Origin of the sequence: Streptomyces sp. NBC_01477, from assembly GCF_036227245.1 — a bacterium.
Taxonomy (GTDB): domain Bacteria; phylum Actinomycetota; class Actinomycetes; order Streptomycetales; family Streptomycetaceae; genus Actinacidiphila.
Genome location: NZ_CP109445.1, coordinates 3,065,883 through 3,088,144 on the forward strand (window position 1 = coordinate 3,065,883; position 22,262 = coordinate 3,088,144).

Consider the following 22,262-nt stretch of genomic DNA (forward strand, 5'->3'; position numbering starts at 1 on the left):
GGACGGGCGCACAGCGAAGGGGCCGGCGCCGAAGCGCCGGCCCCTTCGGGCGTTCCAACCGCCGATCAGTAGATCGGCTTGTGCGGCTCGACGGTGTTGACCCAGCCGATCACGCCGCCGCCGACGTGGACGGCGTCGGAGAAGCCCGCGGACTTGAGGACCGCGAGGACCTCGGCGCTGCGCACACCGGTCTTGCAGTGCAGCACGATCCGCTTGTCCTGCGGGAGCGTCGCCAGGGCGGCGCCCATGATGAACTCGTTCTTCGGGATCAGCTTCGCGCCGGGGATGGACACGATCTCGTACTCGTTCGGCTCGCGGACATCGATGATCTCGATGTTCTCGCCGTCGTCGATCCACTCCTTGAGCTGCTTGGGAGTGATCGTCGACCCGGCCGCCGCCTCCTGCGCCTCCTCGGAGACGACACCGCAGAAGGCCTCGTAGTCGATGAGTTCGGTGACCGTGGGGTGGTCGCTGCACACGGCGCAGTCCGGGTCCTTGCGGACCTTGACCGTGCGGTACGTCATCTCCAGGGCGTCGTAGATCATCAGCCGGCCGACCAGCGGCTCGCCGATGCCGGCCAGCAGCTTGATCGCCTCGGTGACCTGGATCGAGCCGATCGAGGCGCACAGCACGCCGAGCACGCCGCCCTCGGCGCAGGACGGCACCATGCCGGGCGGCGGGGGCTCGGGGTAGAGGCAGCGGTAGCAGGGGCCGTGCTCGGACCAGAAGACCGAGGCCTGGCCGTCGAAGCGGTAGATCGAGCCCCAGACGTACGGCTTGTCCAGCAGGACGCACGCGTCGTTGACCAGGTAACGGGTCGCGAAGTTGTCGGTGCCGTCCACGATCAGGTCGTACTGCGCGAAGATCTCCATCACGTTCTCGGCTTCGAGCCGGGTCTCGTGCAGGACGACGTTCACCAACGGGTTGATCCCCAGGACCGAGTCGCGGGCCGACTCGGCCTTGGAGCGGCCGATGTCGGCCTGGCTGTGGATGATCTGGCGTTGCAGGTTCGACTCGTCGACCTCGTCGAACTCCACGATGCCGAGCGTGCCGACACCGGCGGCCGCAAGGTACATCAGGGCCGGCGAGCCGAGACCGCCGGCGCCGACGCACAGCACCTTGGCGTTCTTGAGCCGCTTCTGCCCGTCCATGCCCACATCGGGGATGATCAGGTGACGCGAATATCTGCGGACCTCGTCAACGGTGAGCTCGGCGGCCGGCTCGACCAGGGGTGGCAGCGACACAGGGACCTCAGCAATACGTTTGGTCGGTCTCAGACGGTACGGACTCCACGTGCTCGCACACGCGCATCCCTGCAACACTGCCACGCCGGTCTTCATTCCAAGACACCCGGTCCGAGGACCGAGACATCCGACGGTCACATCGTGGGCGGCGGCCGGTCCGCGGCCCCGCCGCCGGCCGCGGGGACCACCCGGTCCCAGTATCCGGGCGGCCCCGCCCACGGGTCGGTCCCGTGCCCCGGACCGGGGGCGCGGGATCCCGTACGCCGCCGGATCCCGGTCACACGCGGCATGCCGCCTCCATCCACACGTCGGCCAGCGACTCCTCCAGGCCGATCCGCGGCCGCCAGCCCAGCCGGTCGCGTGCGGTACGGACATCTGCCTGCTGCCACAGCCCGCACCCGTCGGGATACGGCGGCATCGTCACGGCGCCGGGGGCCTGCGTCTCGTCCAGGTCGCGGACGGTGCCCTCGTAGCCCGCGACATGGGCCAGCGCGGCGGCCATGTCCCGCATCCGCACCGCCCGCCCGCTGCCGATGTTCACCACGCCCTGCGCGGCCGACAGCGAGGCGGCGTGCACCGCCCTGGCCACGTCGCGGGCGTCGATGAAGTCCCGCTGCACGGCCAGGCCGCCGAGCCGCAGTTCGGGGTCGCCGTTCTGCATCGCCCGGCGCAGCGCCTCGGCGACCCGGCCCATCGGCGCGCCGGTCGGGGTGCCGGGGCCGACCGGGCTGAACACCCGCAGCACCACCGCGTCCAGGCTCGACCCGAGCACCAGCTCGGTCGCGGCGAGCTTGCTGACCCCGTACGGGCCGCCGGGCCGCGGCGGGGCGTCCTCGCCGGTGGACGAGCCCACCGGCGAGGGGCCGTATTCCGAGCCGCAGCCCAGCTGGACCAGCCGGGCGGCGATACTGCTGCGGCGCATCGCCTCGCAGACCGTGGCGACGGCCACGGTGTTCTGCCGGGTCAGCTCGCGGGCGGCGCCACGGGTGGTGCCGGCGCAGTTGACGACGACGCCGGGATGGACCGCGTCGAGGAAGCGGGCGAGCACGCCGGGCGCGCCGCTGGACAGGTCGAACCTGACGTCGGCGTCGTCGCTGCGGCCCAGCGCGGTGAGCTGGACGGCCGGGTCGGCGAGCAGCCGCTCCGCGACATGGCGGCCGAGGAAGCCGTCGGCTCCGAGCAGCAGCACTCTCATCGGGAGCCTCCGAGCGGTGCGGTGCGGAGCTGCCGGTGTCGGGTCAACAAATGCGTGATCAAGGGTCTCTTTCTCCTGGTCGGTGTGACAGAGGTCAGTGGCGCCCGGCGAGCGGCGGGCGGTGGGCGGCGGCCCGGGCGAGCAGGCGGAACGCCCGGGCCGCCAGTACGAGAGCGGCGGCGCCGCAGGCGGCGGCCTCCGCGGTGCCGCCGGGCGGCGCGAGGTGGCCGGGGGCCGCCGCGAGCACGAGGGTCAGCGCCTCGGCGGCGCAGGCCGCGGCCAGGGCCGCCGCGGCGGTCGCGGCGTGCCCGTGCACGGCCAGCAGCCGGGCGGTGAACAGCAGCACGCCCAGCGCGGCCGGCCCGGCGAGCGGCGCGGACCCCGCCACGGCGGCGGCCAGCAGCAGCGCGGTCTGTACGGCGGCGTGCCCGGCCAGGGCCGCGGCAAGGCGGGGGCGTACAGCGTCGGCGAAGTCGGCGAGGCCGTGGCTGGGGCCGAGTTGGGCGCGGGCGGCGACGGCGAACCAGCGGGCCAGGGCCGCGGCGGGCAGCAGGCCGAGCGCCAGGGCCGCGAAGGCGGCGGTGCCGGCCCCGGTGTCGAAGCGGCCGCGGCCCGCGAGCGCGGTGACGGCCTGCGGGCCGTAGAGGGCGAAGCCGAGCAGGCCGTACGTCCAGGTGGCCGCACCCGCGCCATGTGCGATACGCAGCGGGCCGCCGCGCAGGGCCGCCCACAGGGCGACGGCCGCCAGCACCGCGGCCGGCGCGGCTGCCGCGGGGAACCTCGCCGCCAGGACGCAGCCGGCCCCGGGCAGCAGGTGCACCGCGACGGTCCGCCCGCCGAGCCACGCGCCGCCCGCCGCCGGCTCCCCCGGGGCGGCCACCCGCCCCGCCCGCGGCACCCTTGCGTACAACTCCTCGGCCAGCCCGAACACATCACGGTGCCGCAGCCGCCGCGCCTCCCCGTCATTGACCCCGCACGCCTCAAGACCCGCGGCAATCTCCCACGCGTCAACTGCCCCCGCGACCATGGCCCGGTGCCGGTGCATCACGGCCAGCACGGGGTCGGCGCCGCCGCGGCGGGGCGGCGCCACGGCGGGCAGGCGGCGGCCGCCGGGGGGGCGCGGCGCCGCCGCCGCGGCCGGTACGCGGGCGCCGCCGGGGGCGTGGCGGGGCGGCTGCGAAATCGATTCGGCACAGCGGCCCGCGCCGGGGCGATCCCGCGGTTCGGGGAGCGGCTCGCCCACACGGCGCACGGCGGACGGCGCGTCCCCGCCGGGACCCGATCCTGGTACGTCCACGCCACGCTCGGGGCCCGGCCCGTCGACGCCAGAACCCGGGCGCGCAGAGTTCGGCGGGGCTTCGGATATGGGGGGCAGGGCAGGTGGGGGCGGGGTCGGGCGGGGGGGTTCCGGGGTCATGGGGGTACGGCTCCGCGGCAGGTGGGTGGGGAAGGGCGGCGCGGCGGTCATCGGCGGGCCGGGACAGCGGTCCACGCGGGGTCGGCGGGAGTCGGGGCCAGGCGGGCCGGCGACAGGGACTCCGCCGGGGTGGTGAAGGGGCGCGGGGCGCCCTGGGCGTCGAGCAGCGGCAGCCGGTGTACGGGATGGTGGGCGACCACGTCCAGGTAGCTGTCGGCGAAGGCGTTCACGCAGGCGGTGACCGTGAAGAGGGTCAGCGCCCGCTCCCTGGCCGCCGCGCCGAGCCGGGCCGCGCGCCCGGGGCCGCGCAGCAGGCCGAGCGTGGCCTCGGCCAGTTCCTTCGGATTGCGCGGCGGCACCACCAGACCCGTACCGCCGATGACCTCGCGTACCGCGCCGACGTCCGTGGACACGGTGGGCCGCCCGCAGAACATCGCCTCGACCAGGCTCAGCGGAAAGCCCTCCGCGCTGCTGGACAGCACGACCACGTCGCCCGCCGTGTAGGCGTCCGCGGGCTCCGGGACGCCGGGCGAGCCGATCTCCTCGAAGCTGACCGGGCTCTCGCCGCCGGCGGTCGCGTCGGCCGCCTCGTCGGGGAACAGCTGCGCGGCGAGCGTACGGCAGTGGTCCAGATAGCCGGCCGCCCGCTGGTCGGCGGCGCGCAGGTGGCAGACCCGCAGCCGGGCCCGCGGCTCCTTCCGGCGTATCGCGTGGAAGGCGTGCAGCAGCGCGATGAGGTCCTTGGCCGGGTCCGCGCGGCCGACCCACGCGACCGTCGGATCGGCGTGCGCGGCCCGTCCACCGTCCTGCGCCGCGGCCTCCGCGGCCGCGCCCGCCCGGGCGAAGCGCCCGGCGTCGATGCCGGGGTGGATGGTCCGGGTCCTCTCCCGGGGCGCGCCGCAGCGCTCCTGCCAGCGCCGTACGTGGGTCGAGCCCTGGGTGATCAGCGCGGCCTGCCGGTAGCTCTCGCCGGACAGCAGCCGGTGGTGGTCGCCGAGCAGGGCGCGGACGGCCGGAGGCAGCCCGGCGGCCCGCTGTGCGAGCAGCGCCTCCCGGGTGCGGACGGTGTATTCGGTGACGATCAGCGGGGTGCCGCAGAACCGTTTGCCCAGCAGCCCCGGCAGCGTGGCCGGGCCGCCGGACACCGCGTGGCACACATCGGCGGCGCCCAGCGCGTCCGGGCCGTACCAGGGCGCGGACAGCGGGCGCAGCTGGCGTTCCAGCAGGTCGGCGGCAGTGAGGAGTTCGGTCACGACGATGTCGCCGAGCAGCGGGCGTACGCCGGGGGCCCGGCACGCCGACTCCAGCTCCGCGAGGGCGTCGTCGCCGCGCAGCATCGCCGGAAGGGCGCCGGCGGCGTCCAGGGCGAGGTCCGCGAGCGCGTAGAGGCCGCTGGCGAAACGGTCCGCCCGCTCGACCGCGCACATGCCGGCGCCGCCGGCCAGGGCTGCCGCAAAGTCCCGGAAGCCGGTACGGAAGGCGGCGCGGGCCGCCTTGGCCGCGGCGCGCCCGCCGCCCTGCGCCTCCGGGGCGGGCGGCTCGCCCCACAGCCGCTCCTGCCGTACCCGGCGGACCTGCGGCGGGGTCTCGACGGTGCCCGCGGCCCCGGTGCGCGGTGACCGGCTCAGCGCGTAGACGTCGAAGACGTGGTGGGGCATGCCGCGGACGAGGCGGTCGCACCACGCGCCGGCCTCACCCCTTGCGTACGGATAACCGCCCTCGGTAAGTAACCCAATCCGCACGGGTCCGCCCCTTCTCGTCCTGACTCCGGACGAGTTGGTGTCCCGCCCGGCGGGACGACCGTATTGCGCGGTACGGCCCGCTCGGCGGACGGTTGTCCGCGACACCACCAGAAGGGGTGAATGGGCGTAACTTCTCCCGCCGTCACGCGTTGGTGTGGCCCGCGCTTTCGCCTACGGCCGCGTTTCGGCTGAGCGCGCGGCTCCCGGCGCCGCTGCGGGGCTCGGGTCCTCTGCCGCAGAGGGCAGCACACCAGGGGCGCGGGGAACTGCGCGACAAGCCCCCACCGGGGGCAGGTCCCCGGACATACCCGGGGAGGCAGGACGGGGGGCTAGGGGAAAGGCCAGGCGTTGGGCTTGCAGGTGGGACCGCCGTCGAGGGAGAGGAACTTCGTCTGCTGCATCATCACGGGGGCCGGGGCGCCGCCCCGCGGACACCCCACGTGGCCGTGGCCCAGACGGTGCCCGACCTCGTGGTTGATCAGCATCTGGCGATACGCGTGCATCAGGTGCGCCCCATACGTGTCGGCCCCCTGCGCCCAGCGATACGCGTTGATCATGGTCCGCGGCGTGGACGCCGCGTCGCAGGAGACGTTCTCGACGGTCGTGTCGAGCCCGGACTTGGCGCACCACTTCGCCGTGGTGCCGGGGCTGGCCAGGGTGACGACGATGTCGGCGTGGCCGGTCGAGACCCGCTCGAAGGTCATCGTGCCGCCGTGGCCCCAGCTGCGGCTGTCGTTGAGGGTCTTGTAGACGGTGTCGCTGAAGAGCCCGCCGTCCAGCGGGAGGCCCCGCTCGACGTCGACCCGGAAGGTCATCACCTTGCCCTTGCCGGGCGCGGCCTGGTGGCCGGGGACGGTGTCGAAGGCGCCGGAGAGCTTGAGCGCGGGGTCCAGCGGATACTGCAGGTCCATCAGCTGGTCGTAGCCGGCCGGGGCGACCGAGGGGCTCGCGCTCGGCGTCGTACGGGCGTCGGAGCGGGACGCCGCGTCGTCGGAGGAGCGGGTCGGCTTGTCGGCGCCCGGGTCGGACCCGGGGCCGTCGTTGCCGCCGCCGGTGAGCTGGCCGCCGGTCGCGACGGCGACCACGGTGACCACCGCGGCGGCGGCGATGCCGCTGATCGTCCAGCCGGCCTTGCCGGGCTTGCGGCGCCCGCTGGGCTCGGGTTCCGCCGGGGGCGGCTCCGCGGCCGGGGTGTCCGGCGGGGCGGCGGACGCGGCGGGCACGGCGGGCGGCTCGAAGGCGTCGAGGAATTCCTGCCGCGGGCGCGGCACCGTACGGCCCAGCGTCTCCACCTGGTGGCGCGGCGACCGCAGCCCCGCGGTGGCCGCGGCCGTGGCGGTGTCGTGCGCGGCCCAGCCCTCGGCCCAGTCCTCGACGGGGTCGAAGGGCAGGTCGCGGCCCCGGCTGCCGGAACCGCTCCACGCGCCGGGTGTGCCCCACGCCCCGTGTTCGCGGTGCTCGGGGTGGGCGGGCGGCCGGGCGGCGAGGTCCTGGGGGCGTACGGCCGCGAAGGCGCCGCTGTCCCCGAAGGGGTCGAACGGCTCGCCGGAACCGCGCCTGCGGCGCCCGCTGCCGGGGGTGCCCAGGGCGCTGCCGGGCGGCGCGAACGTGCCGCCGATCGGGGGTACGCGATTGTCGCGACCGTCCTGGTCGTCCTGCGCGCTGTGTCTGCCCACGCCCTCGATCAGCTCCCGCCAGCCGCAGTGCTCATGTCCGTCGTCGACGTGACCGTACCGTCGGCCGCGCCGGTCCGTGCGCGCGTCGCGATGTCGTCCCGCAGGTCGCGGAAGGCCCTGTCGACCAGGTAGGGGTATTCCATCATCGCGACATGGCCGGCGCCGGGGATGGTCAGCAGCCGGGAGTCGCGGAAGGCCCGCGACGCCCTTCGGGCCATGCGTACGGACACGAGCTTGTCGCGGACACCGTAGATCAGCAAGGTCGGGGCGAGGACCCGTTCCGCCTGCCGCCACAGGGAGTGCTGGCCGCCGAGGGTGTAGGAGTTCACGATGCCGCGGGTCGAGCGGATCATGACGTCCCAGAAATACGGCAGGTCGAACCGCCGCTGGTATTCGTCGGCGGCGGCGGCCCGCGCGGTCTCGCCGACGACGGCCGGGTCGCCGTAGATGAGCGAGAGCAGCGCCGTGGTGCGGCGCTCGGGCGCCCATTCGCGGGTGGACCGGGCGTAGAGCGCCGGCAGGCCGGGGACGGACAGCAGCGCGGTGGGTACGGCGCTGAGCTGGGGCGGCACCTCGGGCAGCGCGGGTGAGATCAGCGTGAGGCTGCGGACCAGGTCGGGCCGGGCGGCGGCGACCTTGACGGACACCGCGCCGCCCATCGAATTGCCGAACAGGTGGACCGGGCCGCGGCCCTCGGCGTCCAGCAGCTTGACGACGGCGCGGGCATGGGCCGCGATCGAGTAATTGCCGTCGTCAGGCGGCGGGGAATGGCCGAAACCCGGCAGGTCCAGGGCGTGGCAGTCGAGGCTGTCGGCGAGCGAGGCCATCAGCGCCGACCAGTTCTGCGACGAGCCGCCGAGGCCGTGCACGAACATCGCGGGCTCGGCTTCGCCGCCGCCTTGCCGCGGCGCGGTGTGGGCGCGCGAGCGCACCACCAGGCCGAGCCCGGGCAACTGCACGGTCCTTGCCGTCTCCCCGGCCGTGAGCACCGGCCCCGCCGGGGGTACGACCGCCGGTACGGCGGCGGCTTGGGAGTAGTCCGTCGAAGCCATGTACCGATGTTACGAGACGATCACGCGTACGACTGTGCGTTCGGCGGCACAAGGTCGCGCATACCCGCGCGGAATCGGCCGTCCGCGGGTGCGCGCTCCTGTCCGGGGGCGCCCGTACGCGCTGCGCGCGCGGCCCGGGGCTCCTACGCTCCAAGGAGGGGGTTCCAGGAGGGGGAAGGGCGGGGACCGAGGGAAGGAAGGCGCCATGTCCGACGAGATCGCGCACATCGAGCGGGAAGCCGACGAGGACGACAACGCCGCGCAGAGCGCGCTCGACGACGACCTGGAGGCCCCGGAGGCCGACAGGGCCGAACAGCAGGCCGAACTGCTCCAGCACCGCGACGACCCGGTGACCGCCAGGCCCGCGGACCGCGACGGCGAGGCGGACCCGGCGGACACCGCGGAGCAGCGCCGGGTGGTCCCGCTGGACGAGGACGACGACTACCGCTGACGCCGGCCGCCGCCGGCACCGCCGAGCGCGCGGAACGCCGCGCGGAGCGCCTCACCCGAAGGACACCGGCAGGACCGCCCGTATCCAGAAAGTGAGAATGTGCGCCCGTACGGCGCACAGGGTCGTTACTCAAAAGTACGATGGCCAGCGCAGCGTTCTTTTCGTTCGGTCTTTCGTTCGTTCCGCAGAAATGGGAGGCGGCGTGACAGCCATCGAGCAGACCCAGGCACGACCACGCGGCACCCGCTTGCCCCGCAGGGCCCGACGCGAGCAGTTGCTGGGGGCGGCCCAGGAAGTCTTCGTCGCGCAGGGCTACCACTCGGCCGCGATGGATGACATCGCCGAGCGGGCCGGCGTCAGCAAACCGGTGCTCTACCAGCACTTCCCCGGCAAGCTCGAACTGTATCTCGCGCTTCTCGACCAGCACTGCGAGTCACTGCTCCAGTCGGTGCGCGGCGCGCTGGCGTCCACCACGGACAACAAGAAGCGCGTCGAGGCGACGATGGACGCGTACTTCGCCTACGTCGAGGACGAGGGCGGCGCCTTCCGGCTGGTCTTCGAGTCCGACCTGACCAACGAGCCGGCGGTCAGGGAGCGGGTCGACAAGGTCGCGCTGCAGTGCGCGGAGGCGATCAGCGAGGTCATCGCCGAGGACACCGGCCTGTCCCGCGACCAGTCGATGCTGCTGGCGGTGGGCCTCGGCGGCGTCTCCCAGGTGGTGGCCCGCTACTGGCTGGCCAGCCGCAGCGATGTGCCCCGGGACACCGCCGTGCAGCTGCTGACGTCGCTGGCGTGGCGCGGCATCGCGGGTTTCCCGCTGCACGGCACGGAGGGCACCGGCGGCCAGAACGGCTGACGGCGCCCCGGCCGGGCCCGGCCGGTGTTCGCTCACGGCGTGCACGAGGCGCGGATTCACCGCCCCCGCCGCGGGCTAGTCTGGGCAGCGTACGGCGCGACCAACCGCGCACACCGCCAGACCATCGGAGGTATCCAAGCCGTGGAGGTCAAGATCGGCGTGCAGCACGCGCCGCGCGAGATCAACATCGAGAGCGCGCAGTCGGCGGCCGAAGTGGAGAAGGCCGTCGCCGACGCGCTGTCGGGCGACGCGAAGCTGCTGTCCCTGGAGGACGAGCACGGCCGCAAGGTGCTCATCCCCGCGGACCGGCTGGCGTATGTGGAGATCGGCGAGCCGGCCGCCCGCAGGGTGGGATTCGGCGCCGCTCTCTGACGCGGAGTCAGCGGGGGCGGCAACCGGACGGGTCCGGTTGCCGCCCCTTCGTTTTGCCCGGGTCCCTCCAGGGGTAGGACGAGTAACGGAACGGTCCGCAACGCCGCGTCACCGGAGGGGAATCGATGCTCTGGCAAATCGTCGCCTATGCCGCGCTCGGCCTGCTCGCGGCCTTCGCCGCCGCCCGGCTCTTCCCCGCCCGCCTGCCGGCCCCCGCCCTGCTCCTCGGCACCGGCCTGGTCGCCGCGCTGACCGGCGGCCTGGTCACGTACACCGTCTTCGGCGGCGGCCACCCCGGGGCGGGCCTCGCGGCGGCCTTCGCGACGGCCGCCGCGGGCCTGAGCGTGCTGGCCAGGCCGGCCAAGCGCGGGCGGCACGCGAAGGTCACGCCGACCGGGGCCTGACCGCCGGACCACCCGCCGGCCCGCCCGGGGCGTTGGCGCGGCGCGTGCGTGACCGTCCACCCGCCCGGGGCGTACGGCCGCGCCCGGCCGCCGACCCGGCCGCGCGAGCGCTACGCGGCGAGGCCCAGTGCCGCCATCCGCTTGGTGTGCGCCTCGGTGATGCGGGAGAACATCCGGCCGACCTCGGCCAGGTCGAAGCCGTCGGCGACACCGCCGACCAGCATCGTGGACAGCGCGTCCCGGTCGGCGACGACCCGCTGCGCCTGCGACAGCGCCTCGCCCATCAGCCGCCGCGCCCACAGCGCGAGCCGGCCGCCGACCCGCGGCTCGGCGTCGATCGCGGCCCGTACCTTCTCCACCGCGAAGGTGGCGTGCCCGGTGTCGTCGAGCACCGCGAGCACCAGGGTGCGGGTGTCGGTGTCGAGGCGGGCCGCGACCTCGCGGTAGAAGTCGGAGGCGATCGAGTCGCCGACGTAGGCCTTGACCAGGCCTTCGAGCCAGTCGGACGGTGCCGTCTGGCGGTGGAACTCGTCCAGCGCCGCGCCGAACGGCTCCATCGCGTGGTTCGCCGACTCGCCGATGTCGGTGAGCCGGTCGCGGAGCCGCTCGAAGTGATGGAATTCGGCGGCGGCCATTGCCGCCAGCTCCGCCTTGTCCTCCAGGGTGGGCGCGAGTTTCGCGTCCTCCGCGAGCCGTTCGAACGCGGCCAGTTCGCCGTAGGCCAGCGCACCGAGCAGGTCGACCACCGCGGCGCGGTAGCGCGGGTCGGCGGACGCGGACGTCCAGTCCTGGGCGGCGATCCCGGTGACCGGCGCGGCGGACTCCGCGGCGGACTCGGGTGCGGGCTCGGCGGCGGGCGTGGTGGTGTCGTCAGGCGTGTCCATGCAGCGCACAATAACCAAGTCCCGCGCACCCGCCGACACCCTCCACGTGACCCGATGATGTCCCTAACGAAACATTTGATCGGGTGCAGCTACGTGTTTCCGAGGTAGAGTGGTAATGCACCCGCCGTTAGTCGGCCTGGTTCCGATCGTCGGCGGGCGACGTATGCAACACCTTGGATGCCCGGTCGGTGGCCCGATCGGCTCCGAACCGACCGCCCTCCTGACATCGGGAGGGGCGCCCACTCGCGGCTCGAGCGAGGGCAGCGGTCCCGCGCTCCACAGCCCCTCGAAGGCTGTACGACACCTCTGCGCGGTCAGTGACCTGCGCCGGATCCCGGTGCGCCCGGTTGCTCGACCCCCCTTGCCGCACAGTGCCGCGTCTCACAGAAGAGGCAAGCATCCTGTCCACCATCACTTTCCGCAGTCTCGGCATTCTTCCCGAGACCGCCGAAGCCCTTGAGGCTGTCGGCATCATCACTCCCTTCCCCATCCAGGAGATGACGCTCCCGGTGGCCCTCGCGGGCAACGACGTCATCGGCCAGGCCAAGACCGGTACGGGCAAGACCCTCGGCTTCGGCCTGCCGCTGCTGGAGTCGGTGACCGTGCCCGCCGACGTCGAGGCCGGGCGCGCCACCCCCGAGCAGCTGACCGACACCCCGCAGGCGCTGGTCGTCGTCCCGACCCGTGAGCTGTGCCAGCAGGTCACCAACGACCTGCTGACCGCCGGCAAGGTCCGCGCCGTCCGAGTGCTCGCCATTTACGGCGGCCGGGCGTACGAACCGCAGGTCGAGGCGCTCAAGAAGGGCGTCGACGTGGTCGTCGGCACCCCGGGACGGCTGCTCGACCTGGCCGGGCAGAAGAAGATCAGCCTGCGCGATGTCCGCACCCTGGTCCTCGACGAGGCCGACGAGATGCTCGACCTGGGCTTCCTGCCGGACGTCGAGAAGATCATGGGCATGCTGCCGGTGAAGCGGCAGACGATGCTGTTCTCGGCCACCATGCCGGGCGCGGTGATCAACCTGGCCCGCCGTTACATGTCGCAGCCCACCCACATCAGCGCGACCGCCCCCGACGACGAGGGCGCGACGGTGGCGAACACCACGCAGCACGTCTTCCGCGCCCACTCGCTGGACAAGCCGGAGCTGGTCTCCCGCATCCTCCAGGCCGAGACCCGCGGGCTCGCGATGATCTTCTGCCGCACGAAGCGGACCGCCGCCGATGTGGCCGAGCAGCTGGAGAAGCGCGGCTTCGCCTCCGGCGCGGTGCACGGCGACCTCGGCCAGGGTGCGCGCGAGCAGGCGCTGCGGGCGTTCCGCAACGGCAAGGTCGACGTGCTGGTGTGCACCGACGTGGCCGCGCGCGGCATCGACGTCGAGGGTGTCACCCACGTGATCAACTACCAGACGCCGGAAGATGAGAAAACCTATCTGCACCGCATCGGCCGCACCGGCCGCGCGGGTGCTTCGGGTACGGCGATCACCCTGGTCGACTGGGACGACATCCCGCGCTGGCAGCTGATCAACAAGGCGCTCGACCTGTCGTTCAACGACCCGGAGGAGACCTACTCGACCTCCCCGCACCTGTTCGAGCTGCTCGGCATCCCGGCGGGCACCAGGGGAATACTGCCCCGGGCCGAGCGGACCCGGGCCGGGCTCGACGCGGAAGCGGTCGAGGACCTCGGCGAGACCGGCGGACGCGGCGCACGCGGCCGCCGTCCCGCGGGCGGCGGCGGGCGTTCCGGCCCGGCCGCGGCTCCGGCTCCCGCCGAGGAGCGGCCGGCCCGCACCCGGACCCCGCGGCAGCGCCGCAGGACCCGTGGCGGCGAGGCGCCGCAGGCCGTACCGGCGTCGACCGAGGCCGCCGGGTCGGCGACCGAGGCGACCGCGGTGTCGGCGGTGTCCGCTGTGTCCCCGCCGGCCGCCGAAGGGCAGCAGGCCGGTCCGCGTACACCGCGCCGCCGCCGCAGGACCCGTAACGGTGCGGGGGCCGCGGTGACCCCGGTCGCCGAGGCCGCCGAGGCACCGGCCGAGGTCGTGGCCGTGGCCCCGGTCGTGGCCGTGGACGAGACCGCGGAGGCCGCGCCGAAGGCGCCCCGCCGCCGTACGCGCAAGGCCGCCGCCGAGGCACCGGCCGAGGTCGTGGCCGAGGCACAGGCGTCGGACGCCGCGGTCGCCGAGCCGGCCCCGCGCCGCAGGACCCGCAAGGCCGTCGCCGAGGTACCGGCACCGGCCGCCGCGCCGGAGGCCGACGCGGTCACCGAGGAGGCCCCCAAGCGGCGCCGTACGCGCAAGGCCGTCGCCGACGTGCCCGCGCCGGAAGCGGACCTCGCCGTCGCGGTCGTCACCGAGGAGGCCCCGAAGCGGACCAGGACCCGCAAGGCCGCGGCCGAGGTGCCCGCGCCGGCCGCCGCGCCGGAGGCGGACGCCGCCGCCGAGGAGGCCCCCAAGCGCCGCCGTACGCGCAAGGCCGTCGCCGACGTGCCCGCGCCCGCGGTCGCTGCCGACGAGGTCGTGGTGAAGGCGCCGCGCCGCCGTACGCGCAAGGCGGTCGCCGAAGTTGCCGCCGCGGTGGCCGAAGACAGCTGATCCGTACGCCACACGGCACCCACGGGACACCCCCGGCCCACCAGGCCGGGGGTGTTTCATGCGAGAAGCAACCTGTCGGACATAAGCACCGCGTAATCTCGCTGCATGAGCCGACCGACCACCCTGGATCTGCCGGAGCACGCGTCAGCGCACCGGCTCGACACCTCCCGCGGGTCGTTCGCGGTCCTGGACGCCGCGCCCGCCCCCGACGCACCCGCCAGGCACGGCACCGCGCTGCTCGTACCCGGCTTCACGGGAAGCAAGGAGGACTTCGCCGACCTGCTGGTACCGCTGTCCGAGGCGGGTTTCCGGGTCGTCGCGGTGGACGGCCGCGGCCAGCACGAGTCGGGCGGCCCGCGGGACGAGGCGGCGTACGCCCAGCGCGAGCTGGCCGCTGACGTCTCCGCGCAGGCCGCCGTGCTCGCCGCCGAGGACGGCGGCGCCCCGCTGCACGTGCTGGGCCACTCGCTGGGCGGCCATATCGTGCGGGCGGCGGTGCTCGCCGACAGCGCCGGGCCGTGGGCGTCGCTGACCCTGATGAGTTCAGGCCCCGCCGAGGTGGCGCCCTCCCAGCAGGTCAGGACGCAGCTGCTGATCGACCATCTGCCGACGATGGACATGGAGGCGGCCTGGCGGGCGATGCGCGCGCTGGACGCCGACCGCGGCGACGGCGCCGCGACCCCGGCCTGGCTCGACGACTTCCTGCACCGCCGCTGGGTGTCCACCGCCCCCGAGCAGCTGATCGCCACGGCACGCCAGTTGATGACGGAGCCCGACCGGGTCGACGAACTCGCCGCCGTGCCGCTGCCGAAGCTCGTACTGTCCGGCGAGGTGGACTACGCCTGGCCGGTGCCGCTGCTCGACGCGATGGCCGAGCGGCTGGGCGCCCGGCGCGTCGTGATCAAGGGCGCGGAGCACTCCCCCAACGCCGAGCGGCCGGCCGAGACGGCCGCCGCGCTCATCGCGTTCTGGGCCGGCGAGGGTGCAGCCAGCACTAAGTAGTCGAACCGCCGAAAGAGTTTATTTAGGGTAGGGAATGTTTTGAAGGGGGTGTTCGTTGACCACACATGTAACGAGGGACGAAGGGAGAAGCCCCATGCGCTTCGAAATCATGCGACTCGACGACCGGAACGGCGACGCCGTGGACAGCACTGTCGTGGAAGCTTCCGCCGTCAACAAGATCGTGCAGCAGGCCGCTGCCCTTGGCCAGCGCATCTACATCCGCCCGGCGGACTGATCCGCCCGACTCACGCAACGGCGCCCCGTACAGCACGTCCGTACGGGGCGCTTTCGCATGTCGCGGCAGGTCCGGGAGCGGGGCGGGTCCGGACCGGGCTGGGCGGATCCGGGGGTCGGGCGGGGGCCGGGCGGGGGCGGCGGGCAGGCCTCAGCCCTGGCCGTGGACGAACCCGAAGACGCCGTTCGCGACGGACTGCACGGCGATCGCCGACAGGAGCATGCCGGACAGCCGGGTCACCAGCACGACCCCGCCTTCCTTGATCACCCGGATGATCGCCAGCGAATAGCGCATCGTCAGCCACAGCACCGCGTGCATCGCCACGATCGCCAGCCACACCGAGGTCTGCTGCGCGAAGCCGTCCGCGTGCTGCACCGCCAGGATCACCGTGACGATCGCGCCGGGGCCGGCGAGCAGCGGCATCCCCAGCGGCACCAGCGCCACATTGACGTCCTTGGTCTGCGTCGGCTCGTCCGCCTTGCCGGTCAGCAGGTCGAGCGCGATCAGCAGGAGCAGCAGCCCTCCGGCGACCCGCAGCGCGGGCACCGACACGTGCAGGTAGTCGAGGATCTGCTGCCCGCAGACCCCGAAGACCGCGATCACCCCGAAGGCCACGCCTGCGGCCTGCAACGCCATCCGCCGCTGCACCTTCGTGGCCCGGCCCGAGGTCAGCGCGAGGAAGATCGGCGTGATGCCGGGCGGATCCATGATCACGAACAGCGTGAAGAAGACGGACCCGAACAGGGTGAAGTCGAACATGGCGATGCTTTCGTCGTCAAAAGGTAGCGCCGCGAGGGCGCGGGAGGGTCGTACGGGGCGCCCACTGCCGCAGAGGGCACGTTTCAGGAGCACGAGGAACGGCGGAGCGACAAGCGCGCAACCGGCGGGTGGTCAGGGGCGGCGGCACGCGGCGCCCCGGAACGGCGCCGTCAAAAGCTAGACGGCGGAGATCGGTACCGCCCCCGTGGCCCGCGCGGCGATCTCCGCGTAGACCTCCGGCGCGGTCACGCACTCACCGAGGACGACCGTCTTCCGGCTTCCGTGGTAGTCCGAGGAGCCGGTGGCGAGCAGCCCCAACTCCCCCGCGAGGGCGCGCAACCGGGTCCGCGTCGCGGGGTCGTGGTCGACGTGGTCGACCTCGATGCCGTCGAGCCCGGCGGCGCCCAGTGCCGCTATGACCTCGTCGGACACCGTCTCCCCGCGCTTGTGGGCGCCCGGGTGGGCGAAGACCGTGACGCCGCCCGCGGCCTTGACCAGGCGTACCGCCTCGAAGGGGTCGAACTCCTGCTTCTCGACGTAGACCCGCCCGTCGTTGGCGAGCCATTCCCGGGTGAAGGCGTCGGAGACTGTGGCGACGACGCCGAGTTCGACCATCGCCGTGGCAATGTGCGGCCGGCCGACCGAGCCGTCCCCGGCGATCCGCTCGACCATCTCCCAGGTGATGGGCACGCCCAGCGCCCGGAGCTTGTCGACCATCCCGCGGGCGCGCGGCACCCGGCCGTCGCGTACGAGTTCGCGTGCCTCGTACAGCCGCGGCTCGGCGGGGTCGAAGAGGTACGCCAGCATGTGCATGCCGATGCCGCCGATACGGCAGGACAGCTCGGCGCCGGTGACCAGCGTCAGGTCCGTACCGTCCAGGGCGGCGACGGCCGCCGCGTAGCCGCCGACGGTGTCGTGGTCGGTGAGCGCCACGACGTCGAGCCCGGCAGCGGCGGCGTTGCGCACCAGTTCGGCGGGGGTGTCGGTGCCGTCGGATGCCGTGGAGTGGGTGTGCAGGTCGATACGCACGGCACGGGCTCCCGGGGACGGCGCGGACAAGGACGAAGCCAAGGATAGCTCCCGCCCGGGCCTGCGATTCCCAGGGCTTCGGCGACTCAGGCCAGCAGCCTGGGGGTCAGCGCCCCGCAGGGCAGCAGGTCGACCTCGGCACCGGCGTCCCGCAGGTCGGTGAGGACCAGCTCGTCGTACATCAGCAGGCCGGTCTCCTCGGGCCAGACGATGGCCCACAGCCACAGGCCGCGGGCCTCGCCCGCGAAGACGACGCGGTCGTCCGGGGCGCCGTCGACGTGCCACAGGGCGGTCGGGCGGCCGGCGGCCAGCACCTTGGCGTGCGGCGGCTTGTCCACGCACATGGTGGGACCCGGGTCGGGGCCGTCGATCCCGGCGTAGCGGGCGCCGAGCCCGACGCCCAGCTCCTCGGCGATCAGCATCAGCTCGCCGGGCCCGCCGAAGGGACCGGGTCCCGAGCAGGCCACAGCGGTGGCACGGCCGCCGCTGCGGTCGTCACCGGCGTTGGCCACGCCGGAGAACAGCCAGCCGACGGGCAGCGGCCACGGCATCCACACCGGCACCTGCGCCCGGTGGACGACCACGCCGAGGCCTTCGACGCTCGGCGGGACGACGGCCTGGAGCGGGTGCACGGTGCCGTGCAGATCGCATTGCCAGGAGTCGGCGAAGAGGCCGGGCGCCCTGACCCTGCCACCGCACTTCGGGCAACTGGGTTCGCCCCTCATAAATCACCACGGTCCTCCCAGACCGTGCCCGCGTCAAGGACGATCACCCGTCCGGAGCCACCCATTCCGCTGGGCGCGGGAGTTGTGGGGTCCCCTTCTGCAAGGAGGTGCCCACCCGGGGGAGCCGGGGGCGTCAGGCGAGGGGGACGGTGGGGCGGTGCGGGTCACGGAGGTCGGTGCCGTGGGTGAGCCAGCGCGACCGCAGCGCCTCGGCCCCGTGCACCCGCTTCCACGCGGCCTCATTCGGGGTCATCGGGAGCAGCGGAAAGAAACGGACCGGCTCGCTCGGCTCGGGAAGGGCGAGATCGTCGACGAGCCCGCCCGGCTCGGCGACCAGGACCGAGGTGAAGGGCGCCCCCGGCCACAGCGGCCCGCCGAGATCCATCGCATTGCCGGGGGCCAGGACGACCCCCTCGACCTGGGGGGACGCGGCCACGACGGCCAGCGGACGCAGCACCGCGGACGTATCGGCGCGCCCGGCCCTGACGGTGAGGACGACCTCGGCGCGCGGCCCGCGCAAAGGGTCGGCGAGCGGGGCGACCGGGTCGGCCATGGGCTGGGCGGACATCCCCAGGGTGGCGTACCGCAGCAGGTCGCCGTCGGCGTAGCGGAGCACCTCGATGCGCTCGGCGCCGAGGAAGGTGACGGCCGCGCGGGCGTCGGGTTCGCCGAAGGCGGACCTCAGCCGTGCCTCGACCGTTGCCAGGATTTCACCCATGCGGCGAGCATAGAACGCGTAAGGATCGCACCGACCGCGACATCGTCGTCACTCAGGCTTGCTAAGGTGGGCGTTCGCGCGTACGTCATCCCCCAGCGGGGAACGGCCGGAGGAGGTGGGGACTGACATGGATCCCAGTCGACCGTGCAGTACCAGCCGCTCTTCCCTTGCCGCTGCTGCCCCGCACGCCGTGTGACCCGCTGAGCCCCCGCGTTCCTTACCCGGCCTCCACGCCGTGAAACGCGACCTGCCTCGGCCTGCCCGCGGAGCGTACCCGCTCGGGAAGAGCGCCCTGAACTGCCTCGTGATCACCCAATTCTGATCCACCAGCAGCATTTTCAGTTCAGTGCGGCGTGATGCCGTCGGCCAGTCCGTGAAGGAGCTTGCCATGTCGATGATCCGTGATCTTCGCGCAGTCGTGCGTCCCGCGCTGCGCAAGTCCCCCGCGTCGTACGACTACGGCCCGACGCGTGACGCGGTCACCGGTACGAGCGCGGTGGTGGACTGCGCGGTCTACCGCGACGGGGTGCGGTGCACCGACAGCATCGGTCCGCACGCGGCGCTGGAGACGGTGCGGGCCGGGCGCGGGTCCGAGCAGTGCGACGGCAGCGACGGCTTCGTGTGGATCGGCCTGCACGAGCCGACCGAGCAGGAGTTCGCGGGCATCGCGGAGGAGTTCGGGCTGCACCCGCTGGCCGTCGAGGACGCGGTGCACGCGCACCAGCGGCCGAAGCTGGAGCGGTACGACAATTCGCTGTTCACCGTCTTCAAGACGATCCGCTACGTCGAGCACGCCGAGCTGACCGCGACCAGCGAGGTGGTGGAGAGCGGCGAGGTGATGGTCTTCACCGGCCGGTATTTCGTGATCACCGTGCGGCACGGCGGCCACGGCTCGCTGCGGGCGCTGCGGCACCGCCTGGAGGACGACCCCGAACTGCTGGCCAAAGGGCCGTCGGCGGTGCTGCACGCCATCGCCGACCAGGTGGTGGACGACTACCTGGCGGTCTCCGACGCGGTGCAGGACGACATCGACGAGGTCGAGATCGATGTGTTCTCCGCCGAGCCGGGCAAGTCCTCGCGCGGCGGCGACGCGGGCCGGATCTACCAGCTCAAGCGGGAGGTGCTGGAGTTCAAGCGGGCGGTGTCACCGCTGCTGCGGCCGATGCAGCTGCTGGGCGAGCGCCCGATGCGGCTGATCGACCCGGAGATCCAGAAGTATTTCCGTGACGTCGCCGACCATGTCGCCCGGGTCCACGAGCAGGTCACCGGCTTCGACGACCTGCTGAACTCGATCCTCCAGGCCAACCTGGCGCAGGCCACCGTCGTACAGAACGAGGACATGCGCAAGATCACCGCGTGGGCGGCGATCCTGGCCGTGCCGACGATGATCACCGGCGTGTACGGCATGAACTTCGACCACATGCCCGAGCTGCACTGGGAGTACAGCTATCCGACGGTGCTCGCCTCGATCCTGGCGATCTGCTATGCCATCCACCGCGGCTTCCGCCGCAACGGCTGGCTCTGACGGCAGGCGCCGGGACCGCTACACGCGCTTCCGGCGGTCGGCGAGGATCACCAGGGCCAGGCCCGCGAGGATCACGCCGAGCGCCGGATACGCGGCGGCGGGCGGTGTCTGCCCCAGCCAGAGCGCGGCGATCAGGGCCGCGCCCGGGGTCTCCAGCAGGATCGCGGTCGAGGTGGTGGACGGGCCGAGGCCGCGTACCACCCGGTTGAGCAGCGAGTGCCCGAGCAGCTGGGCGACCACGGTCAGGGCGGCGATCTTGAGCCAGGTCCTCCCGTCGTAGCCGCCGAGCGCCGAGCCCGACACCAGGCACGCGCCGAGCAGCACCGCGGCGGTGGTCGAGTAGCAGACGTAGGTGTACGCGGTCGTGGTCGCGGTACGCCGCACCTCCGCGCCCAGCAGCATGTAGCCGGCCGCCGCGAGGCCCGCGGCCAGCGCGAGGGCGTCCCCGGCCAGGGCGCGGGTGTCGGTGGACATGTCGATGCCGGTCAGGATCAGCACCCCGACCACGGCGAGCGCGGTACCCGCCCACACCAGGCCGGGCGGGCGGTGGCCGCGCATCCGCAGGATCAGGGTCGTCCAGATCGGGGTGGTGGTGCACAGGGCGGTGGAGGTGGCGACCGACGTCATGGTGAGGCTGGGCAGCCACAGCCCGAAGTGCAGCGCGAGCACCACCCCGGCGCAGCCGGACAGGGCGAGCGACCTGCGGCCCATCCGGCGCAGTTCACCGCGGTGCCGCCACAGGGCGACGGGGCTGAGCACCCCGACGGCCATGGCGTTGCGCCAGAAGGCGATCGCCAGCGCGGGCGCGGCGGTCGCGGCGATCAGCGGCGCCGACATGGACACGCCCGCGATGGCGACGGCGAGCAGCGTGAAGTCGGTGCCGCGCGACGCCGCCTCGGCGCCCTGCGCGGCGGCGGCCGGGTCCGTGCCCGGGAGCGCGGCGGAAGTGCTCTGCGGGGCGGTCACGGGTCTCCTGGGGTGCGGCGCGGTGCGGACGTCCGTACGGGTGTGCGGACATCCGCCCCAGAGTAAGGCCCATGGGCGCCCCGAGCACCTGTCATTCCAGTCCCCGGACCGGCCCGGGGACCCGGCGCCCTACGCTGAGCACATGACGAGCGAGTACGCCGCCCTCATCGAGGAGGCCACCAAGAAGTCCGGCCTGGTCTGGGTGAACGGCCAGGCACTGTGGCACGCCTGGACCGACGGGGCGATGTACGTGCTGTGCGGCGGCCCCACCGAGCAGCCGGTGCCCGCCGGGCTCGCGGACGGCGCGACCGCGTCGGTGACCGTACGCAGCAAGGACAAGGGCGGCCGGCTGATCAGCTGGCAGGGCCGGGCCGAGCTGCTGGCCGCGGGCTCGGAACCGTGGTCGGCCGCGGTCGCCGAACTGCGGACGAAGCGGCTCAACTCCGCCGACGCCGACACCGTCACCGACCGCTGGGCCCGGGAGTGCGCGCTGTTCCGGCTCGCCCCGGACGGCGCCCCGGCCGAGCACCCGGGCGCGATGCCCGACACCTCGGGCGCCGCGGTACCGCTGCCGACCCCGGCCACCACCCGGCAGCCGATGCCGGCCGGCCTGCCGCGGCTGCTGGCCCGCCGCCGCTCCCGGGGCTGAGCCCGCTACTTGTGCGAGGGCGTCGGCACCGGGCTCGCGCCGACGGTCCTGCCGTAGTCCACGACATCGGATCTGGGCGGCGCGGCCAGGGTGAAGTCCTCGCCCCAGTCGACCAGCGTCAGGGTGCCCGCGTTGCCGGCCCGCTGGTAGCGCAGCGGGTAGGGGTCGCCCTTGAGCGAGACGTCGAGGCTGCCGCCCTTGGAGCCGGTCAGCTCGATGGTCCTGGTGTCGCCGACCTTGCGGTGCGCGCCGACGTCGAGGGTGCCGTCGAGCACGAACAGGTCCGCGAGCAGCACCTTCTTGTCGGTGAAGCCGCTGAACTGCCGGTAGGCGGGGTCGCCCGGCGGGACCTTGACGTATTTGCCGCTGAGCTTGGCGGCGGCGTCCTGGCTGTCCTTGTCGTCGCCGCTGCCGTAGAAGTCGGCGCCGGCCTTGAGGTAGAGGTCGTCGCCGACCCTGAGCAGCTGGAAGGTGTCGCCCTTGGTGGTGACCTCGCCGACCCCGCCGTCGGCGCGCAGCCGCATGTCGAGGCGGTACGTCTGCCCGTTGCTGACGACGGTGCCGGTGAGCCGTACCGCCTTGGCGGACCGGGCGGCGGCGCCGGCCTTCTGCTCGATGGTCCGCGCCGGGAGCTTGGCGACGCCGTTCGTACCGGCGTCCGGGTCGCCGCCCAGGCCGAGGCAGCCGCTGAGCAGCGGGGCCGAGGCGAGGCCCGCGAGGACGGCGGCGGCGGTCCTGCGACCGTGATACACGTGGACTCGACCCCTCGGAGACGG

The 22,262-nt window shown here is 73.7% G+C and carries 22 protein-coding genes; 9 read left to right on the top strand and 13 right to left on the bottom strand.

Annotated features, from left to right (window positions below; all coding sequences use genetic code 11):
• Positions 1 to 65 precede the first annotated feature (65 nt).
• The 6 genes from moeZ to OHA86_RS12360 all read right to left on the bottom strand — a co-directional run bounded on the left by moeZ (position 66) and on the right by OHA86_RS12360 (position 8,326).
• Positions 66 to 1,244 carry an adenylyltransferase/sulfurtransferase MoeZ gene (gene moeZ / locus OHA86_RS12335; RefSeq protein WP_329174978.1) on the bottom strand — a complete coding sequence of 393 codons (1,179 nt, stop codon included), beginning with the start codon at positions 1,242 to 1,244 and terminating at the stop codon, positions 66 to 68.
• Positions 1,245 to 1,521: 277 nt separating this feature from the next.
• A complete protein-coding gene (locus OHA86_RS12340) occupies positions 1,522 to 2,439 on the bottom strand; it encodes an NAD-dependent epimerase/dehydratase family protein (RefSeq protein WP_329174980.1) in 918 nt (305 codons plus the stop codon).
• A 94-nt stretch (positions 2,440 to 2,533) separates the two neighbouring features.
• Positions 2,534 to 3,529: a hypothetical protein gene (locus OHA86_RS12345; RefSeq protein WP_329174981.1), complete on the bottom strand. Its 996-nt coding sequence runs from the start codon at positions 3,527 to 3,529 to the stop codon at positions 2,534 to 2,536.
• A 374-nt stretch (positions 3,530 to 3,903) separates the two neighbouring features.
• Positions 3,904 to 5,598, bottom strand: coding sequence for a DUF3492 domain-containing protein (locus OHA86_RS12350; protein WP_329174983.1), 1,695 nt, complete (start codon positions 5,596 to 5,598; stop codon positions 3,904 to 3,906).
• Positions 5,599 to 5,927: 329 nt separating this feature from the next.
• Positions 5,928 to 7,274, bottom strand: a complete 1,347-nt coding sequence (locus OHA86_RS12355) for a DUF3152 domain-containing protein (RefSeq protein WP_329174985.1) — start codon at positions 7,272 to 7,274, stop codon at positions 5,928 to 5,930.
• 8 nt (positions 7,275 to 7,282) lie between these two features.
• Entirely contained in the window at positions 7,283 to 8,326 is a 1,044-nt protein-coding gene (locus OHA86_RS12360) for an alpha/beta fold hydrolase (protein ID WP_329174987.1), read from the bottom strand.
• 205 nt (positions 8,327 to 8,531) lie between these two features.
• Between OHA86_RS12360 and OHA86_RS12365 the strand changes: the two genes are divergently transcribed.
• The 4 genes from OHA86_RS12365 (at position 8,532) to OHA86_RS12380 (ending at position 10,409) form a co-directional block, all read left to right on the top strand.
• Positions 8,532 to 8,777 carry a hypothetical protein gene (locus OHA86_RS12365; RefSeq protein ID WP_329174988.1) on the top strand — a complete coding sequence of 82 codons (246 nt, stop codon included), beginning with the start codon at positions 8,532 to 8,534 and terminating at the stop codon, positions 8,775 to 8,777.
• Positions 8,778 to 8,979: 202 nt separating this feature from the next.
• Complete coding sequence (locus OHA86_RS12370; protein ID WP_329174989.1) at positions 8,980 to 9,633, top strand: TetR/AcrR family transcriptional regulator; 654 nt, start codon at positions 8,980 to 8,982, stop codon at positions 9,631 to 9,633.
• 141 nt (positions 9,634 to 9,774) lie between these two features.
• Entirely contained in the window at positions 9,775 to 10,005 is a 231-nt protein-coding gene (locus OHA86_RS12375; protein WP_329174990.1) for a DUF3107 domain-containing protein, read from the top strand.
• A 125-nt stretch (positions 10,006 to 10,130) separates the two neighbouring features.
• Entirely contained in the window at positions 10,131 to 10,409 is a 279-nt protein-coding gene (locus OHA86_RS12380) for a hypothetical protein (RefSeq protein ID WP_329174991.1), read from the top strand.
• Between the two features lie 110 nt (positions 10,410 to 10,519).
• Here OHA86_RS12380 and OHA86_RS12385 read toward each other — a convergent pair whose 3' ends face one another.
• Positions 10,520 to 11,302, bottom strand: a complete 783-nt coding sequence (locus tag OHA86_RS12385) for a ferritin-like fold-containing protein (protein ID WP_329182378.1) — start codon at positions 11,300 to 11,302, stop codon at positions 10,520 to 10,522.
• Between the two features lie 488 nt (positions 11,303 to 11,790).
• Here OHA86_RS12385 and OHA86_RS12390 point away from each other — a divergent pair, with 488 nt between their 5' ends.
• The 3 genes from OHA86_RS12390 (at position 11,791) to OHA86_RS12400 (ending at position 15,115) form a co-directional block, all read left to right on the top strand.
• Positions 11,791 to 13,878, top strand: a complete 2,088-nt coding sequence (locus OHA86_RS12390; RefSeq protein WP_329174992.1) for a DEAD/DEAH box helicase — start codon at positions 11,791 to 11,793, stop codon at positions 13,876 to 13,878.
• Between the two features lie 105 nt (positions 13,879 to 13,983).
• The gene (locus tag OHA86_RS12395) at positions 13,984 to 14,880 is read left to right on the top strand and encodes an alpha/beta fold hydrolase (RefSeq protein ID WP_329174994.1); all 897 of its coding nucleotides are present in this window, start codon (positions 13,984 to 13,986) and stop codon (positions 14,878 to 14,880) included.
• A 94-nt stretch (positions 14,881 to 14,974) separates the two neighbouring features.
• Positions 14,975 to 15,115 (top strand): hypothetical protein, encoded by a 141-nt coding sequence (locus OHA86_RS12400; protein WP_329174996.1) that lies wholly within the window; start codon positions 14,975 to 14,977, stop codon positions 15,113 to 15,115.
• A 150-nt stretch (positions 15,116 to 15,265) separates the two neighbouring features.
• Here the strand turns inward: OHA86_RS12400 and OHA86_RS12405 are convergent, their stop codons facing one another.
• The 4 genes from OHA86_RS12405 to OHA86_RS12420 all read right to left on the bottom strand — a co-directional run bounded on the left by OHA86_RS12405 (position 15,266) and on the right by OHA86_RS12420 (position 18,346).
• Positions 15,266 to 15,874, bottom strand: a complete 609-nt coding sequence (locus OHA86_RS12405; protein WP_329174998.1) for a MarC family protein — start codon at positions 15,872 to 15,874, stop codon at positions 15,266 to 15,268.
• A 177-nt stretch (positions 15,875 to 16,051) separates the two neighbouring features.
• A complete protein-coding gene (locus OHA86_RS12410) occupies positions 16,052 to 16,903 on the bottom strand; it encodes a PHP domain-containing protein (protein WP_329174999.1) in 852 nt (283 codons plus the stop codon).
• An 86-nt stretch (positions 16,904 to 16,989) separates the two neighbouring features.
• Positions 16,990 to 17,628, bottom strand: coding sequence for a DUF6758 family protein (locus tag OHA86_RS12415; RefSeq protein ID WP_329175001.1), 639 nt, complete (start codon positions 17,626 to 17,628; stop codon positions 16,990 to 16,992).
• Between the two features lie 133 nt (positions 17,629 to 17,761).
• Positions 17,762 to 18,346, bottom strand: a complete 585-nt coding sequence (locus OHA86_RS12420; protein ID WP_329175002.1) for a suppressor of fused domain protein — start codon at positions 18,344 to 18,346, stop codon at positions 17,762 to 17,764.
• A gap of 388 nt (positions 18,347 to 18,734) precedes the next feature.
• Between OHA86_RS12420 and OHA86_RS12425 the strand changes: the two genes are divergently transcribed.
• Positions 18,735 to 19,871: a magnesium and cobalt transport protein CorA gene (locus OHA86_RS12425; protein WP_329175003.1), complete on the top strand. Its 1,137-nt coding sequence runs from the start codon at positions 18,735 to 18,737 to the stop codon at positions 19,869 to 19,871.
• An 18-nt stretch (positions 19,872 to 19,889) separates the two neighbouring features.
• On the opposite strand, the gene OHA86_RS12430 is transcribed toward OHA86_RS12425, so the two are convergent.
• The gene (locus tag OHA86_RS12430) at positions 19,890 to 20,837 is read right to left on the bottom strand and encodes a DMT family transporter (protein ID WP_443071712.1); all 948 of its coding nucleotides are present in this window, start codon (positions 20,835 to 20,837) and stop codon (positions 19,890 to 19,892) included.
• 142 nt (positions 20,838 to 20,979) lie between these two features.
• Here OHA86_RS12430 and OHA86_RS12435 point away from each other — a divergent pair, with 142 nt between their 5' ends.
• Positions 20,980 to 21,486, top strand: coding sequence for a hypothetical protein (locus OHA86_RS12435; protein WP_329175004.1), 507 nt, complete (start codon positions 20,980 to 20,982; stop codon positions 21,484 to 21,486).
• Positions 21,487 to 21,491: 5 nt separating this feature from the next.
• Here the strand turns inward: OHA86_RS12435 and OHA86_RS12440 are convergent, their stop codons facing one another.
• Positions 21,492 to 22,238, bottom strand: a complete 747-nt coding sequence (locus tag OHA86_RS12440) for a hypothetical protein (RefSeq protein WP_329175005.1) — start codon at positions 22,236 to 22,238, stop codon at positions 21,492 to 21,494.
• Positions 22,239 to 22,262 lie beyond the last annotated feature (24 nt).

Excerpts from the sequence above, each read along its gene's own strand:
- OHA86_RS12340 (WP_329174980.1), bottom strand. The coding sequence starts at position 2,439 with ATGAGAGTGCTGCTGCTCGGAGCCGACGGCTTCCTCGGCCGCCATGTC.
- OHA86_RS12360 (WP_329174987.1), bottom strand. The coding sequence starts at position 8,326 with ATGGCTTCGACGGACTACTCCCAAGCCGCCGCCGTACCGGCGGTCGTA.
- OHA86_RS12365 (WP_329174988.1), top strand. The coding sequence starts at position 8,532 with ATGTCCGACGAGATCGCGCACATCGAGCGGGAAGCCGACGAGGACGAC.
- OHA86_RS12380 (WP_329174991.1), top strand. The coding sequence starts at position 10,131 with ATGCTCTGGCAAATCGTCGCCTATGCCGCGCTCGGCCTGCTCGCGGCC.
- OHA86_RS12390 (WP_329174992.1), top strand. The coding sequence starts at position 11,791 with ATGACGCTCCCGGTGGCCCTCGCGGGCAACGACGTCATCGGCCAGGCC.
- OHA86_RS12395 (WP_329174994.1), top strand. The coding sequence starts at position 13,984 with ATGAGCCGACCGACCACCCTGGATCTGCCGGAGCACGCGTCAGCGCAC.
- OHA86_RS12400 (WP_329174996.1), top strand. The coding sequence starts at position 14,975 with ATGCGCTTCGAAATCATGCGACTCGACGACCGGAACGGCGACGCCGTG.
- OHA86_RS12405 (WP_329174998.1), bottom strand. The coding sequence starts at position 15,874 with ATGTTCGACTTCACCCTGTTCGGGTCCGTCTTCTTCACGCTGTTCGTG.
- OHA86_RS12415 (WP_329175001.1), bottom strand. The coding sequence starts at position 17,628 with ATGAGGGGCGAACCCAGTTGCCCGAAGTGCGGTGGCAGGGTCAGGGCG.
- OHA86_RS12420 (WP_329175002.1), bottom strand. The coding sequence starts at position 18,346 with ATGGGTGAAATCCTGGCAACGGTCGAGGCACGGCTGAGGTCCGCCTTC.
- OHA86_RS12425 (WP_329175003.1), top strand. The coding sequence starts at position 18,735 with ATGTCGATGATCCGTGATCTTCGCGCAGTCGTGCGTCCCGCGCTGCGC.
- OHA86_RS12435 (WP_329175004.1), top strand. The coding sequence starts at position 20,980 with ATGACGAGCGAGTACGCCGCCCTCATCGAGGAGGCCACCAAGAAGTCC.